This window comes from Aquimarina longa SW024 (assembly GCF_001401755.1).
In the GTDB taxonomy this organism is placed as follows: domain Bacteria; phylum Bacteroidota; class Bacteroidia; order Flavobacteriales; family Flavobacteriaceae; genus Aquimarina; species Aquimarina longa.
The window spans coordinates 14,422-30,584 of the sequence record NZ_KQ474100.1; the positions used below are offsets into that span (position 1 = coordinate 14,422).

General features: G+C 30.0%; 12 protein-coding genes. 10 read left to right on the forward strand and 2 right to left on the reverse strand.

Going from position 1 to position 16,163, the window contains the following annotated elements; translation table 11 throughout:
• Window positions 1-1,022 precede the first annotated feature (1,022 nt).
• Window positions 1,023-2,048: a hypothetical protein gene (locus N456_RS12610; protein ID WP_062057588.1), complete on the forward strand. Its 1,026-nt coding sequence runs from the start codon at window positions 1,023-1,025 to the stop codon at window positions 2,046-2,048.
• Window positions 2,049-2,221: 173 nt separating this feature from the next.
• On the opposite strand, the gene N456_RS12615 is transcribed toward N456_RS12610, so the two are convergent.
• Both N456_RS12615 and N456_RS12620 read right to left on the reverse strand, forming a co-directional pair.
• A complete protein-coding gene (locus N456_RS12615; protein WP_062057591.1) occupies window positions 2,222-3,235 on the reverse strand; it encodes a metal-dependent hydrolase in 1,014 nt (337 codons plus the stop codon).
• On the reverse strand, window positions 3,235-3,621 hold the full coding sequence (locus N456_RS12620) for a hypothetical protein (protein ID WP_062057594.1): 387 nt from the start codon (window positions 3,619-3,621) through the stop codon (window positions 3,235-3,237). Before N456_RS12620 ends, N456_RS12615 begins: the two co-directional genes overlap by 1 nt.
• A 268-nt stretch (window positions 3,622-3,889) precedes the next feature.
• On the opposite strand from N456_RS12620, the gene N456_RS12625 reads away from it, so the two are divergent.
• The 9 genes from N456_RS12625 (at window position 3,890) to N456_RS12665 (ending at window position 16,163) form a co-directional block, all read left to right on the forward strand.
• A complete protein-coding gene (locus tag N456_RS12625; protein WP_062057597.1) occupies window positions 3,890-4,297 on the forward strand; it encodes a response regulator in 408 nt (135 codons plus the stop codon).
• Window positions 4,298-4,556: 259 nt separating this feature from the next.
• A complete protein-coding gene (locus N456_RS12630) occupies window positions 4,557-4,997 on the forward strand; it encodes a response regulator (protein WP_062057600.1) in 441 nt (146 codons plus the stop codon).
• A 108-nt stretch (window positions 4,998-5,105) separates the two neighbouring features.
• A complete protein-coding gene (locus tag N456_RS12635; RefSeq protein ID WP_240315524.1) occupies window positions 5,106-7,814 on the forward strand; it encodes a TonB-dependent receptor in 2,709 nt (902 codons plus the stop codon).
• The gene (locus N456_RS12640; RefSeq protein WP_062057602.1) at window positions 7,811-9,637 is read left to right on the forward strand and encodes a YfiR/HmsC family protein; all 1,827 of its coding nucleotides are present in this window, start codon (window positions 7,811-7,813) and stop codon (window positions 9,635-9,637) included. The genes N456_RS12635 and N456_RS12640 overlap by 4 nt, the downstream gene beginning before the upstream one ends.
• A 118-nt stretch (window positions 9,638-9,755) precedes the next feature.
• On the forward strand, window positions 9,756-11,219 hold the full coding sequence (locus N456_RS12645; RefSeq protein WP_205410271.1) for an AAA family ATPase: 1,464 nt from the start codon (window positions 9,756-9,758) through the stop codon (window positions 11,217-11,219).
• A gap of 414 nt (window positions 11,220-11,633) precedes the next feature.
• Window positions 11,634-12,326, forward strand: coding sequence for a coiled-coil domain-containing protein (locus tag N456_RS12650; protein WP_062057604.1), 693 nt, complete (start codon window positions 11,634-11,636; stop codon window positions 12,324-12,326).
• 11 nt (window positions 12,327-12,337) lie between these two features.
• The gene (locus tag N456_RS12655) at window positions 12,338-13,456 is read left to right on the forward strand and encodes a TMEM70/TMEM186/TMEM223 family protein (RefSeq protein ID WP_062057606.1); all 1,119 of its coding nucleotides are present in this window, start codon (window positions 12,338-12,340) and stop codon (window positions 13,454-13,456) included.
• A 31-nt stretch (window positions 13,457-13,487) separates the two neighbouring features.
• Window positions 13,488-15,302 (forward strand): OmpA family protein, encoded by a 1,815-nt coding sequence (locus N456_RS12660; protein WP_062057608.1) that lies wholly within the window; start codon window positions 13,488-13,490, stop codon window positions 15,300-15,302.
• An 87-nt stretch (window positions 15,303-15,389) separates the two neighbouring features.
• Window positions 15,390-16,163 (forward strand): ABC transporter permease, encoded by a 774-nt coding sequence (locus N456_RS12665; RefSeq protein WP_062057611.1) that lies wholly within the window; start codon window positions 15,390-15,392, stop codon window positions 16,161-16,163.

Sequence of the window (16,163 nt, forward strand, 5' to 3'; positions counted from 1 at the left end):
ACTTACATTGTTTATACCTGATTTCTATATATACCATACTAAAAATAGCTTAAGTAATACTCTTTTGATATGTATGGATGAACAATGCATCATATCTAAATTCTGAGAAAAAAGCTACAATAAATTATATTTATAAGAATGTAATCATTAAATAATTCCTATATCATTTTTGGAAGGTTTTATACTAGGGTTAGGAATGATCATTTTTATAGTTTCCGTCTTTTTTTTGTTATTAAATAGTAAGTCTTTAATTTGGATCTAAAGCATTAGTAGCACTAGTATTAGGTATATTTTTTAATGATATAGTATGCGTGTTATTATGGACTTTCTTCTTTTATGCTTACAGAACAAAATCAGTTTTGAGTCGGTAGTATGGAGGAGTCTAATTCCTTTTGTTTTAGGGATTAATTATTGTATGAAAAAAATGATGTGACTGGCTGATGTCTCTGTTAATTGATTAAGAAAACAACCATTTTTTATAAAAGGATTTGGAGTTAATTTTTTTACCCCCTTTGTTTTTGCTGTATTTGGTAATTTATGATGTTTAAGCCTCAAAATCCTAAGGTTTTAAAGGGCTTGAGATTTATATTTAGCCTTTTTCATTTTTACTATACTTAGATTATAGTACAGAAGTTTACCTATATGCTCAGGAATATATGATAAATATGGTACTAATTTTAGAAGTTTTGGACATGGGGCTTTATATGGTGTTATGGTAGGATAGGTACCAATGCTCTGTTCGAAAGAAAAGGATTTAGATATATAGATTAGATTACTACATTGATACATATTTTAAATCTCAAAATTAGTACACTTATAATGTTTTTGGATTAGTACACATAGTTTATTTTGGTTGCTATTATTACGTTATAAATTTTATGTTTGATCTCTGTTTTTTTTGGATATTTTCAATGGGTGTACTTAGATATCTCATTAATCCTAAAAATTTAATACAATCATTTAAGATTATTAAAATAACGTAGAATTTTATATACCTTTAAGAAAATCTTAAATCCAACTTTATGAAAACACAACATTTAATTTTTATGGGCTTTTTTTCTATTTTTATGGCAACTTCTTGCAGCAATGACCTTGTAGAGGAAGTATCTTCTGTACCAGATAAAGAAGTTATAGAAAATAACCAGCCTTTTTTTGAAGATTATTCGCACTTGGCTTCAACAAGCAAACGTCTTACATTTTTACCGGATAAAGTTTCTTTTACAGCTCCAGGCTTGTATCCAGAAGGAGTAGAGTTTGATTTTAGACGAAATCGATTTTATGTAAGTTCATTTACTCAAGGTACTATTGGGATTGTTACTAATGAAGGGGAGTATGTACCTTTTATTGAAGACGAGATATTAACAGCTACCGTAGGGGTTCATATTGATAATATACGTGATAGAATTTATGTTACTATTGGTAGTTTTTTTCAAAATATAGCTGGTGTTGCTGGCTATGATCTTAAAACAGGAAAACGAATTTTGTATGTGGATTTAGTAGGTTTGATACCTAATACGAATCCTTTTCCTAATGATTTGATTACAGATTTTGAAGGAAATATATACGTTACAGATACAGGTACATCAACACTTTATAAAATAAATACTGAAGGAGAAGCTTCTATATTTTTACAAGATGAAAAGTTGAAACCATCTGTAGGTTTTGGTATTAATGGAATTACATACCATCCATTTGGTTTTTTATTGGTGGCAAGTAGCGATGCGAAAATCTTTAGAGTACCAATCAATAAACCAGAGTCTTTTACTGCTATTGATCTTCCGGTAGGCGGTCTTGATGGATTACAGATTATTGATTTTAGAACGATACATGCAGTTAGTAATTTTGCTAATGTAATCGAATATAAAAGTAATGATGCTTGGCGGACTATAGAATTAGGAAGTTCTTATACAGTACAAGGTGACTTTCCTACTACGCTTGCTAATGCGTATTTTAAGACCACTTATGTGATAAATAGTTCACTAGACGATCTATTTAGAGGAGCAAATCCTCCCGTAGAAACATTTACTATAGAAAAAGTAGTTTTTTAAAAAGAATACTATCGTTTCTTAGAAAATAAAATAACGATTTAAAATTCCTTTTTTAATTAATACTTTAGGGTAAGAAAAAACATTTTTTTTGTAGAATTTAGAACTTAAAAAGTATAAAAATAGATGTAAAAGCCCCTTATGAATTTTTAAAAATTCATAAGGGGCTTTAAAAATTATGATTTATTACCTAAAATTCTACTAAATAATTTTTTTAGAAGAGGAGAAACTTCTTCCATATTTCTTTCTCTTTCTTTTGCCATAAGGGTATTATTGTTATCATAAAATAATTCATAACTAAATACAAATCGACTCGCACCTTTATCAATACCTAATTGTCCAAACCTTAAATCATTAAAAAATAATTTATCATTTTTCTTTTCGATAGTATACCAACCTTCTGATAATTTGATTAATCGAGGAATCAAAGGGTCGTTTTTCATTTTTCCTAATAAGTGGTGATTCTTTGGAAACTTTATAAAAGTAATAATAGGGTCCTTATCTAATATAGAATAATAACCAATTAAAAAAGAATCTTCTGTTTCTACATTACTAGTCCATAAAATACTATTTAGAGGAGTCGGTTTTGTTTGTATTTCTTTATAACGGATATGTTGATTTTCTAAATTAGTTTGGAATACACCATAAGTATACCATTTTAATCCCAGTGTTATAATCATATATACACTACTAATATACAACCCAAGAGTATTTATTTTATATCGTTTGGGATCAGTACGTTTATAAAACATTGCTATAATCAAACACGCTAAAAAGGGGATAGTGTATAAAGGGTCTACCACAAATATGTTTTTAAATGAAACTTTATACGCAAAGGGCCAAAATAATTGAGTTCCCCATGTAGTAAAAGCATCTAGAATAGGGTGTGTAAAAATGCCCCAAAACATAAGCTTAGACCAATCTTTCCAATCGGCATCTTTGTTTCTATATAATTTAGATATCAAAAAACCTAGTATTGGGGCTACCAGAATACTAAAAAGAATAGAATGTGAAAAACCTCGATGTAGTTCATTTGCGGTAATATTATCTACAAAAACTTTTGATAATACATCCAGATCCGGAATAGTTCCTGCGATGGCCCCCCATAGCATAGCTTTATTCCCAACTTTTTTGCCTAAAACAGCCTCTCCTACAGCGGCACCTAATACAATTTGAGTCAATGAATCCATTAGTATAATTGAAATTTAAAAGGGGTTCTAATTTCATATTCACTTAGCGAAATTAGTTCAACCAAAGGTTTTAAGAGTGCATTGGAGATTAAATTTCTATGTTGTACATACAATTTCATTTCGACTGGTTTAGCACCTAAAGAACTTTTTATAATTTCTGCAGTTCTTCCTAGCCTAAGTTCCTGAACTTTTTTTGTAATTGCTAAATCTACGTAATCATATAACATTTTTTGATAAATAGGATGAGATGTATTATAGCTATAATCAATACCAATGTGGTTTGAATCTATTGCACTATCAAGTACAAAAGATGTGTGATTGGTATGATTATAATATGCATATTGTAATGAAGTCGTTTTACAATTAATTTTTATTTTTTCAAGCATATATTTCTTAGCGTGACTTTTTAGATAGATTGTAGCCCAATGTGTTTCAAAATTACATTTTTTTATATAAAAGTAAGTTAAAACTAGTAATAGAAGAATAATAAAAAAAGATTACGAATAGTTATATTCTTAACTATATGTATTTTTTTAAATCATACTTTTTACCGTTAAATATATGTTTTTAAACGAAAACTATTTCATAAAATTTAGTTTTGTTATGTATATGTCAAATAAGTTTATTTCCTTTAGACGGTAATTGGGGAATTAGATGAATATACAAGTAAATTGTGTCTTATTAGTTGATGATGATAAGGCTACAAATTTTTTTAACGAAAGAGTTGTAACTAAACATGAAAATTTTTGTAAAGTATATACGGTACAAAGTGGGAAAGTAGCTTTAGAATATCTCAGTGCTGTAGAAAAAAACGAAGCCATTAAACCTAATCTCATTTTTTTGGATATTAATATGCCTGCAATGAATGGATGGGAATTTTTAGTAGAGTTTTCTAAACTAAATCATGAATTGACAGAAGGTATAAAAATAATTTTATTATCAACATCCTCTAATCCGGATGATGTGATGGCATCTGCTAAAAATCACTCGGTTGATGATTTTATAAATAAACCCCTGTCTTTAGAGTTGTTAGATGATATATTAATTAAACATTTTAATTAAATATAAGAAGTAAATATTTTTTTTGGGGAAGTGATATATTGTTAATAAAAATATAGGTAGTATTTTTTCTCATTTAATGAGCAAGAATATTTATGTTTTATCGTTTATTTGTGTACTTAACCCTAAAATAATGACGTTTGATTATTTTTAAAATATTAAGTTTTTAATTTCTTTTGTATCAAACTATTTTTGGTGTCGATATTTTATTAAAATGTAAAAAGAAAGATAAGATCACAAGGTTATTTTATTTCTGAATACAATGAAAAAAATTAAAACATTTCTTTTAGTAGATGATAATAATTCTACTAACTTCTTTAATAAAACAATTATCCAAAAAACGGAAAGTGTTGAGGAAGTATTAATTGCCAAAAATGGAGCAGAAGCTATAGAGTATATTAGATCAGGAGTGATACCAGAAGTTATTTTCTTGGATATTAATATGCCTGTAATGAATGGGTGGGAATTTTTGGATACCTACAGAAAACTAAACAACACTTCAGAAAAAACTATTATTATTTTGATGATTGGTACAGAACTTGCTGAAGAAGATATAGAAAAAGCAAGAAATATGGTAGAAATAAAAGAATTTAGAGACAAAATGCTTACTAAAGAAATTGTTTGTGATATTATATCTACATATTTTGAGAATATAAATTCTGTTTTATGCTCTAAATCTAAAAGCTTAACATCACAGATGTGATGATCAATACTTATTTTATAAATTTAAGAACATTAATTTTATTATAATTCCCCCTAGAAAAGAAATAAACATATCAAAAATACAATACTAAAAACACATAGCAGGTTATTGATTAGGAGTAGATTGCTTTTTATTTTTGCATTCTTTTTCTGTATTGTTTCAGTAACTTTTTCTCAACCAATAGCCGTTATAAAAGGTAATGTTTCTGATCAATTTGGGAACCTTCCTGGAGCTAGAGTTTCTATTGAGGGTACAGAAAAAAATACAACAACAGATGTTAATGGTAATTATCATTTTGAAATTGATGAAGGAGAGTATGTGGTTACCTCTAAATTTGTAATGTATACACCGATTTCTAAAACAGTAAATATAAAAGTTGGAGATACAATAACTGTTGATTTTATCTTAGAAACAGGATTCTCAATAGATCAACCAGTTTCCTTAGGATCTAGAGCCAAGCCTAAATCACTTTTAAAAAATACCGCGGCTGTTGATATTATTTCGCCTCAGCAATTAACAAGTTCATCTCAGATTGAGCTAAGTCATATTCTACATTATTTAATTCCTTCTTATCACTCTACAAATCAGACTATAGCAGATGGAACCGATCATATTGATCCAGCAACACTTAGAGGACTAGGTCCAGATCAAGTATTAGTACTCATTAATGGTAAGCGTAGACATAATAGTTCCTTATTAAATGTTAATGGTACTGTAGGAAGAGGCTCGGTAGGTACTGACTTTAATGCGATACCAATAGCTTCTATTGAACGTATCGAAGTATTAAGAGACGGAGCCACCTCACAATACGGTTCTGATGCAATCGCAGGAGTGATCAACATTATACTAAAAAAACAAATAGAAATTATTCAATTAGATAATAGAGTTGCAATAAATACAAAAGGAGATGGACTTAATAGGTACTCTTCTGCAAATTTTGGATTAAAAATTGGTAAGGCAGGCTTTATTAATGTTACCGCAGAATATAAAGATAGAGAAGCTGTCAATAGGTCAGGAGATTATACGGGTACAGTTTATTCTAATGATACTAGTGCAGATCAATTATTAATCGAAAAAAATAGTTTTTTTGATCAAACTGGATATGCTGATAAACGAGTAATGGAGATCGGAAGTGCAGAAACACAGAATCTTGCACTATCATTTAATGGAGAGTTAACGATGTCTGATTATGCAGTGTTTTATATGCATGGAGGAAGAAATTATAGAGAAGGCAAATCAAAAGGATTTTATCGATTCCCTAAGGAGCAAGATAAGGTGGTTTTAGAATTATTTCCAAATGGATTTTCTCCAGAAATCCTTACAGATATTCAGGATGATGCAATTTCTGGAGGTATAAGAGGAGTCAAAAACGATTGGGATGTAGATTTTAGTCATTCTATAGGTATTAATAGATTAGATTATACTGTAAATAATTCGAATAATGCCTCATTAGGAGTAGCATCACCAACAACTTTTTATGCAGGAGGTTTTAGATATAAACAAAATACTACGAACCTCGATATTTCAAGAACATTTGATTGGCTTAGTGGTGTAAATATTGCTTTTGGAGCAGAATTACGAGTAGAGAACTATGAAATTGTAGCAGGAGAAGAAGCTTCTTATGTTAATAATGAAAGGACGTATATTAATGATCTAGGTATAGAATTACCTAGAATAGTAGGAGCACAAGTTTTTCCTGGTTTTCAACCAGAAAATGAATTAAGTCGTTTTAGGACAAATAGCTCTGGTTATCTAGATATTGAAGTGAATATAACAGATAAATTGTTGATGAGAGGAGCAACTAGATACGAAGCATATAATGATTTTGGAGGACAAACGATATGGATGTTATCAGGTAGATATAGAATTAAAGATAAGATTAGTGTAAGAGCAGGTTATTCTACAGGATTTAGAGCTCCATCGCTTCATCAAGTTTTTTTTCAGAATATTAGCACTCAGTTTGTTAATGGAGAAAGTATGCAAGTAGGTACATTTAATAATGAAAGTGCCATAGTAGGTACAGAAGCTTTTGATATAGGGAAATTAAAACCAGAACTGTCAAGTCACCTAAGTGTCGGTCTTAGTGGAAAAATCAGTGATAATATTACCTATAGCTTTGATTATTATCAAATTGATATAAAAGATAGAATTGTTCTTTCAGGTAGATTTTCAGAAGGTTATGAAGAACTATTAAAACCATTTAATGTTAGTGCAGCTCAATTTTTTACCAATGCAATAGATTCTAAAACATCAGGAATCGATATGTCTCTATTCTTTAAGAGAACACTAGGTACAGGAGAATTTAATGCTTCGATAGGAGCTAATGTTACACAAACTAAAGTAAAAGGTCCTATAAAAGTTTCTAAAGCATTAGTAGGGCAAGAAAAAGTACTATTTAATAGAGAAGAAATAGCTAGGGTAGAGCATGCACAACCTAATTATAAAATTAGCTCGTTATTTTCGTATGATTATGATCAGTTTAAATTTCAGATGACAAATACATTTTTTGGAGAAGTTAAATTTATTCATCCTAATGATGATGATCCTCTTAATTGGGTAGTAAATGACTTTACAGGAGAAAAAGAAACCAGAGATCAAAAGTTTTCTCCAAAACTGGTGACAGATATGGCAGTATCATATCAGATTAATGATTATATCAAGTGTACCTTAGGAGGAAACAATATTTTTGATATATATCCTGATACTCATAAACATACAGCTAATAGAGAAGATGGTAATTTTGTATATAGTAGAAGAGTACAGCAGTTCGGAGTTAATGGATCAAACTATTATGCACGAGTATTACTTAGATTATGATATGGGGAGGTGAAAATATATCAATCAAACGTACTTATTTGATTCCATTCTTTTTATGTCTTATGACACTATCTTCTGTCATTACATTAAATGCTCAAGAATTTAATAGAGAAGAAGTAAAAAGGGTACAGCGAGCTATATTTGTTTTTAATTTTGCTCAGCAAATAAGGTGGCCGAATATAGAAGAACCAAACTTCAAAATAGGTGTTTTAGGACCTGATAGAACTATATTGGATCTCCAAGCAATGAGTCAAAGACGTAAAATAAACGGTAAAACTGTAGAAATTGTACGATTTCAATTTGTAAAAGAGATAAAGAATATTCAGTTATTATATGTTAATGAAAAATATAACTATAGTATTGATTATATTCTAAGTAAGATTTCAGGAAAAAATATAGTATTAGTGAGTGAGGATTATAATTTTAATACCTCCATGATTAATATGGTTAATGTTGGAGACTCTTTTGAATATGAAATTAATGAAGATCGAATTAATAGAGAAGGGTTTACATTAGCACCAATACTGAAAAAACATGCCATTACTTCTTCCGAAAAATGGAAACATCTGTATCGAAAAACTGAAAAAACTTTAGATAAAGTAGAGAAAGATAACAAAGAAAAAGAAGATATTTTAAAGAGTAAAGAACAACAAATACAATATCAAAAAGATAAGATTACAGATCATTTAGAAGAAATAGACTATAAAGAAGGAGAAATTAATCAACGGAATGAAAAAATAAAAAACCTTTATACTAAAAGTGAAATACAACAAAAAAAGTATAAAGAAAAGATTGTAATTGAAAGAGAACTGGAAAAAAATATAGAGAAGCAAATTACTTTTATAAAAAATCAAGAGAAAAAGATACAGCAACGTAATCTAGAAATAGATAAGCAAAATGAATTTTTGCATCAGCAAATAGATAAGATCAAAGAACAACAAAACACTTTGGATCAGCAAGCTTCAGAAATTAATACTCAAAGAAAAGTAAATCTATTACTAATGACTCTTGTTATTCTTATTCTTGGCGCTGTATTTTTTATCTATAGAGGATATATAGCTAAGAAAAGGTTTAATGAAGAATTAAAAAGCAAAAATCACTCTATTTATAATCAGTCAATTGAACTTGAAGCAAAAAATAAAGAACTAGAACAATTTGCCTATATAGCAAGTCATGATCTTCAAGAACCTCTTAATACAATAGCTAGCTTTATAGATCTAATGTCCCTAGAGTATGGAGAAAGCTTTGATGATGTAGGAAAAGAGAGTATGAGTTATATTAAAGAAGCAAGTATTCGCATGAAAAAACTGATTGATGCATTATTGGAGTATTCCAGATTAGGAAGAACTAAGACATATGAGGCTGTTGATTGTAATACAATAATAGAAGAATTGAAGAGTGATTTAAAAAGTATAATTGAAAAAACCGAAACAAAAATACATATAGAAAACTTACCTGTTGTTAAAGGCTCAGAAATAGAACTTCGTTTATTATTTCAAAACCTTATTAGTAATGGTATGAAGTTTATTAAACCTAGTACAATTCCTGAAATTACTGTTTCATGCATCAAAAAAAATAATCCACAGAATGAAGATACAGGATTTTGGCAATTTTCGATAAAAGATAATGGTATTGGGATATCAGAACAATACCAAGATCGAATATTTGCTATTTTTCAACGATTGCACTCCAGAGAAGAATATGAAGGAACAGGAATTGGATTAGCTCATTGTAAAAAAATAGTAGAAGCTCATGGAGGAAAAATTTGGTTAAAATCCAAAGAAGAAGAAGGCAGTACTTTTTATTTTACTATTCCTATTTGATACTCTATCTCTTTAATAACTTTGGGATTATTATATTTGTTAAAAATAGGTGGGAGAGTAATATTTACTTGTAAAGAAATATACTTTGCTACGGATAAACTTTTAAAAACTAAAGTTATTGGAAATTTCTTCATCATTTCTTGAACTTCTCAAAAAAGAGGGCGACAAAGTAATAGCAATTTGTCACGATTTAAATACGAATAATGAATTAAAAAACGCAATATACTCTATTGTAGATGATCATTATAGCGGAGTACAGTATAAGGCTGAACATATTCTATTACACGATATTGTAAAAATATATGAAGGTTATATAGGGCTATTTAGTGATGATTCTAAAGTACCATTGAAAGTTAAATTTATCTTGGTGTATTTTTATGAAAAACTACAAGGTCGAGACTTAAGTATTTCTTATGATCTGACAAAGCTTAATGAGCTTCCGTTGTCATCTCAGTTTAATAAGAATATAAATACAATTAGGAACACTTCTTTTTTTGAACCTATTGTGGGGATGAAATCAGAATTTGTTTTTCCAGTAATTTTAAAGAAAACTAAAAATGAACATACATTACGTATAAATTCATTTATTAATAGAGTCACTTTCTTAATGGTCAATGCAGATCATACCATTACTGATAAAGAACGTGTATTTTTAACACAAGTATCAAATAAAGTGAATAATCCAAAGAGAGTTGTTAAAAAAGCAAAGTATAACGAAGTTCTTGATAATGATACATTAGAAATCGTTCTTAGCGAACTTGATGAATTAATAGGTCTTAGTGCTATTAAAAAAAATATTCAGGATTTGACCAATTTCCTAAACATACAAAAAATAAGAGAAGAGAAAGGGTTAAAGACTTCCAATAATTCGTTACACGCTGTTTTTATGGGACCTCCGGGTACAGGTAAAACCACAGTTGCCCGTATGTTAGGTAGGATATACAAACATTTAGGATATTTAGAGAAAGGACATTTAATAGAAACAGATAGATCTGGTCTGGTAGCTGGCTATGTTGGGCAAACAGCAATCAAAGCAGACGAAATTATTAAATCGGCAATAGGTGGGGTGTTGTTTATCGACGAAGCATATGCGCTTACCTCAGGAGGGCTTAATGATTTTGGTACAGAAGCAATAGAAGTATTGTTAAAACGTATGGAAGATCATCGAGATAATTTGGTTATTGTTGTAGCAGGATACCCCGATGAAATGCAAGGGTTTATACAAACAAATCCGGGGCTTCAATCACGATTCAATAGGTATTTTGAATTTGATCATTTTACAGCAGAAGCATTATTAGATATTTTTAGACTATTTGCAAAAAAAGCAGATTTTGTATTAACAAAAGATGCCGAAGAAAAACTATTAGAGATCCTTGATAGGCTATATGAAAAGAGGCATAGAAGTTTTGGTAATGCAAGAACAATAAGAAATCTGTTTGAAAAAATTATAGAACGACAAGCTAATAGAATAGTAACAATTACACCGATTACAGAAGAAATTCTAATAACATTAACAGAAGATGATATCCCAGAAATACTAAAAACAGTAAAAGAAATTATCCTTTTTGATGAAGATGAATAAAAAGTACTATTCTTTATGTTAAAAAGCAATAAGTTAAAATCTAATAGAACTAAATAAAAACATTTATATTTTTTGATTTTGAGCAGAAGTATGCAAATAAGTGAGCTTTTTTAATAATAGATAATAGCTTTATTTTCAATATGTTTATTGTTATAATGCTATAAAAATATGTATTTTTAGTACTTTAGGAGTGAATTTGTATATAAAGCATGAGCGTTGTGTATTGTAACAATTTATAAATCTATACTACTAATTAAGATGGTAATGTTTTGTAAACTACTATGGAATCATTTTTTTTTGCCCCATATTTTTTAAATTGTAATCATAGCAGGGATGAAAAAATAGTAATATTTATATAACTTTACCTCTGTGATTAGTATTTTAGCACTAATGATTTTATTAAATATATTTTAAATGGCTAAAGAAAAATTTAATTGGAAAGGTATTTTTATTAACGAAGAAACTTCTGAGGAAGAAAAATCTAAAGAAAAAGTATCAATATCTAAACCAAGTAGTAGCACTACCTCTTTTCCAGAATCAAGTAAATCAGTTTCTAAATTTCCGGATCATACATCTAAGTCGACTGTAGTAAGTGATAGTGTACTTAATACTATTATAGAAATGTACGAATCTGGTTTTGAATCATTAAATAAGCCAGGGTATGATTTTTATGAGTTCTTTAAAGCTATCAAAGCAGTAGGGTCTAATGACCCTTCTGTATATAAAATGGCATTAACAATGGCACAGAGTGTAGAGTCAGGTATCACTAAAAATTCATTACTATCCCAAGCAGATTTTTATATTAATGAAATAGAAAAAGTATACAAGCAATATCAATCACAAGGAAATGCAAAGAAATCTAAAATACTAAATGATCAAAAAACTAAAAAAGACCTTTTAGATAAAGAGATTTCTGATTTAGAAAAACAATTACTAGAAATTCAAAATCAGATTAGTATTAAAAAAAATAAACTTCAATCTCTTGATGCAAATCAAATGTCAGAAGTATCCAATATAGACCAAAAAATAGCTGCTAATGATATAGCGAGGTCAAAAATTTTGGAAACAATAGTAACCGTTGTAGACGGGATTAAAAGTAATATATAAGCAATACATTAATGGATCAGGAATCAAAAAACCACTTATTAGATCTACCAATTCTTAAACATTTCGATGATGAAAAAGGAGAGGTTTCTTTAAACCCTAAGAATTGGAGAAGTGGAGAAAAAGGACTAAATACTTTTATCAAAATTGCATTATTTGCAGGACTAGGATATGCCGCATGGGTATATATATTACCTCCTTTATTCACAGCATTAGGACAAGTCATAGCATTGGCAGGAGTAGGAATATTTGTTGTATTCTTTATACTAATGCTTCCCGTAATTTTTAAGTTCTTACGTAGAGTAACAAGAGGGATTCATAAGTCGTTAATAAAACACGATCCATTCGGAGAATTACAAGAACAAAAGCAAAAAATGCTTATGAATAGAAAGGTTTTTAAAGATTCTAAAGCCAAGATTAAAGCTTTAAAAAGCAATATGGAATTAGAAGCTTCAAAAGCAGAGAGAGAATCTAAAGAGTTTCAGGATCAAGTGGTCACGTTGCAAAAACAAGCAGAGAAAATTAGAAGTAAAATGGAAGCAATAGTAGCTCAGAAAGGAGCTGCAGGTAAGGATACAGATGAGTATGTAAACTTACATAGTACTTTAGCAAAAAAATTATCACAATCACAACAAGTAGCACACCAGCTAAAACAAAGTAAAGGCTTTATCCAAAAATATGGAAGTAGAGCTAATGTAATGGGTAAATTAGATCGTAAATTAACATTAGCAGGTACAGCAATAGATATTAAAATATCTGATTTTGAAGTTACTATAAAGATGTTGGAAAAAGAATATGAATTTGCTAAATCAGCAAAAGCAGCAACAGAAGGAGCTAAATCAGCAATGTTATTTACAAAAGATTGGGAGTTAGAATATGCATTAGATGTAATCTCAGAAACAATAGCTATGGATATAGCAAAAACACAAGAGAACTTATCAGATATAGATATGTTAACCTCTAAGTATGATATGGATAGTGATGAGTTATATTCTCAATTAGACACACTAGCTGATAATATAAAAACAGGTAAAGATTATATTCCTGATGCAGGAAAATACAGAAACCCTAACTATGAGCTATCAGCAGAAGATAAAGAGGCTAGTGGTGGTTTTGGAAATATGTTTGACTAAATAGAAATAAAAACAGAAATAAAAATAAAAAATGGGTAAAATTTTAAGAACAAAAAAGCTTACAACATTCTCAGAACTGCTTATTGTAATTATTTTATTAGCAGCTATTTTAGGAGCTGTGTATTATTTTGCACCAGGGCTTACGGTAGGAAAAGCTAAGCAATTAAATGAGTTAAATATTAATAAGGACGAAGTAGATAATGTAACCACTTCAGAAAAAATAGAATTACCATCTACACGTTTATCAAGTAGTGTTAAGGATAAGCCGTTAGTAAGAATGGCTGCCTATGCTTGGAATGCTCAATCAGGTATTATTGTGTCTAATGGAGGTCCAAAAACGACTAAAGGCTCTTTGATGGAGCAGAATGGAGTAAATTTAGAAATCATTCGCCAAGACTGGCTTTCTGAATTGAGAAACATGCAAATGAAGTTTATTGAAGAGTTTGATAGAGGAGAAGAGTTTCCTGATGCAGATAAGAGTGCATTTGCGATTATGATGATGGGGGATGGAGCTCCTTTCTATATCAGTACCATGCAACAAGCTTTGGATGATAAATTTGGTAAAGATAAATACCATGTGCAAGTAGTTGGAGCTGTTGGTCTTAGTTATGGAGAGGATAAGTTAATCGGTCCACCAAGTTGGAAAGTTGACCCTAAAAGCATGAAAGGATCCTTAATATCTGCTGTACTTGGTGATGGAGATTGGGTAACAGCCTTAAATTATGCCTTTGCTAATGGTTTAAAAGTAAATCCAGACGTGACTACTTATGATCCAGATGCAGTAAACTTCTATCCATCCCAAGATGATGATTACATAAAGTCAGCAGAAGAACTAATAAAATCCCAAAAAGCAGGTTGGACAGTCCCACTTAAAGAAGTGAAAAATGGAAAATTAACAGGGAAAACGATCAATAAAAAAGTGGACGGTTGTGCTACTTGGACACCTGGTGATAAAATGGTTTTTGATGCATTAAACGGCTTTACAGATATTATATCCACCCGTGAGTTTAATAACCAGATGGCAACTACAGTGATTGCAGTAAAAGAATGGTCAGTAAAACATCCAGATATTGTAAGTAATATATTAAAATCAGCCCTAACAGCTTCTAATCAAATGAAACAATACGATGATTGGAGAGTTAGAGCTTCTGAAGCCATCGCAACAACATACGATTTAGAAACCCCTAAATATTGGTATGATATGTTTAAAGGACAAAAAGGGAGTAAAAATGGTATTGATTATAATATGGGAGGATCAAGAGTATTCAACTATGCAGATGTAATGCAATATTATGGGATTACAGACGGAACTAATAGATATAAGGCAGTATATAATCAAGTATCTTCTTATCTAAACGAACTCAATCCTTTTGGCTTTAATGAGTCTGTTAAAAGAATTGTACCTTACGACGAAGCAGTGAATCTATATTTTATAAAAAATATAAATGATATTGATGCAGGATCAGCTTATAAAGCAGATTATACCAAAGAAGCAGAAGAAGTATTAGCCTCAGGAGAATGGAATATTAATTTTGATACAGGAAGTGCAAATATATCCAGATCATCAGCAAGTACTTTAGAAACAATATATAACCTACTTATCCAGGCAGAAGATACTAAGCTTAGATTAGAAGGACATACTGATAATACGGGGTCTACAGAATCAAACTATGACCTGTCTCAAAGACGAGCACAATCAGTAGTAAGCTTTTTAAGAAGTAAAGGAATCCCTCAATCACGTTTTCAATCTGTGATAGGAAAAGGTGAAGATGAGCCAATAGCAAGTAACACTACTGGTGGAGGTAGAGCTAAGAATAGAAGGGTAGTGATTACACTTTTAAAATAGCATGATATCAAATTAATAAGAGCCGTCTTATTTATGTGTCAAATATTATTTCACATATAAGACGGCTCTCTCTTTAATACCAAGTTTATGATAAGGCACTTATTTGAACCGTTTGAAAAAGTTAGTAAAAATAGTAGAATACTTATTGTATCTTCATGGATAGCAATAGTATTGATTTTCTGGTTTATATCTAGTATGGGAGAACGGCATTTATTTCCCTCTCCAAAACAAGTATTAACAGGATTTACAGAACTGTATAATGAGGGACTTGTGGTACATATTGGAAGCTCATTATTACTATGTATAAAAGCAATACTAATTGCAGTCCTAATTTCTATAGTAGTAGCTTATCTATCCACAATCCCTGTACTACAACCAATAGCCAGAACGTTAAGTAAACTTCGTTACCTCCCACTTACAGGAATATCATTTTATTTGGCTATCATTATCAGTGATGCCAGAACAATGCAAGTATGGGTACTAGTAGTTTTTATGGCGACTTATCTTACGACATCATTGTTAAGTATGATTAGCTCAATACCACAAGAAGAGTTTGATCATGCACGATCACTACAATGTAATCGTTGGGAAGTACTATGGGAAGTTGTAATAAAAGGAAGAATAGACCATGTAATAGAAGTAATTAGGCAAAACTTAGCCATTGTATGGATGATGCTAGTGACTGTAGAATCTATTCTTGTAGCAGCAGGAGGACTAGGTTTTTTGATAAAGAACTCTGATAAATTTATGAATCATGGTAGAATTATAGCTCTGCAGATTGTAATATTAGTAGTTGGTTTATCAATTGATTTTGTTCTTAATTACCTTAGAAAAACATTTTTTAGATATTCCAAAATATAA

What these genes read in the sequence shown, in the direction of transcription:
- N456_RS12610 (WP_062057588.1), top strand. Translation starts at nt 1,023, where the DNA reads ATGAAAACACAACATTTAATTTTTATGGGCTTTTTTTCTATTTTTATG.
- N456_RS12615 (WP_062057591.1), bottom strand. Translation starts at nt 3,235, where the DNA reads ATGGATTCATTGACTCAAATTGTATTAGGTGCCGCTGTAGGAGAGGCT.
- N456_RS12620 (WP_062057594.1), bottom strand. Translation starts at nt 3,621, where the DNA reads ATGCTTGAAAAAATAAAAATTAATTGTAAAACGACTTCATTACAATAT.
- N456_RS12625 (WP_062057597.1), top strand. Translation starts at nt 3,890, where the DNA reads ATGAATATACAAGTAAATTGTGTCTTATTAGTTGATGATGATAAGGCT.
- N456_RS12630 (WP_062057600.1), top strand. Translation starts at nt 4,557, where the DNA reads ATGAAAAAAATTAAAACATTTCTTTTAGTAGATGATAATAATTCTACT.
- N456_RS12640 (WP_062057602.1), top strand. Translation starts at nt 7,811, where the DNA reads ATGATATGGGGAGGTGAAAATATATCAATCAAACGTACTTATTTGATT.
- N456_RS12650 (WP_062057604.1), top strand. Translation starts at nt 11,634, where the DNA reads ATGGCTAAAGAAAAATTTAATTGGAAAGGTATTTTTATTAACGAAGAA.
- N456_RS12655 (WP_062057606.1), top strand. Translation starts at nt 12,338, where the DNA reads ATGGATCAGGAATCAAAAAACCACTTATTAGATCTACCAATTCTTAAA.
- N456_RS12660 (WP_062057608.1), top strand. Translation starts at nt 13,488, where the DNA reads ATGGGTAAAATTTTAAGAACAAAAAAGCTTACAACATTCTCAGAACTG.
- N456_RS12665 (WP_062057611.1), top strand. Translation starts at nt 15,390, where the DNA reads ATGATAAGGCACTTATTTGAACCGTTTGAAAAAGTTAGTAAAAATAGT.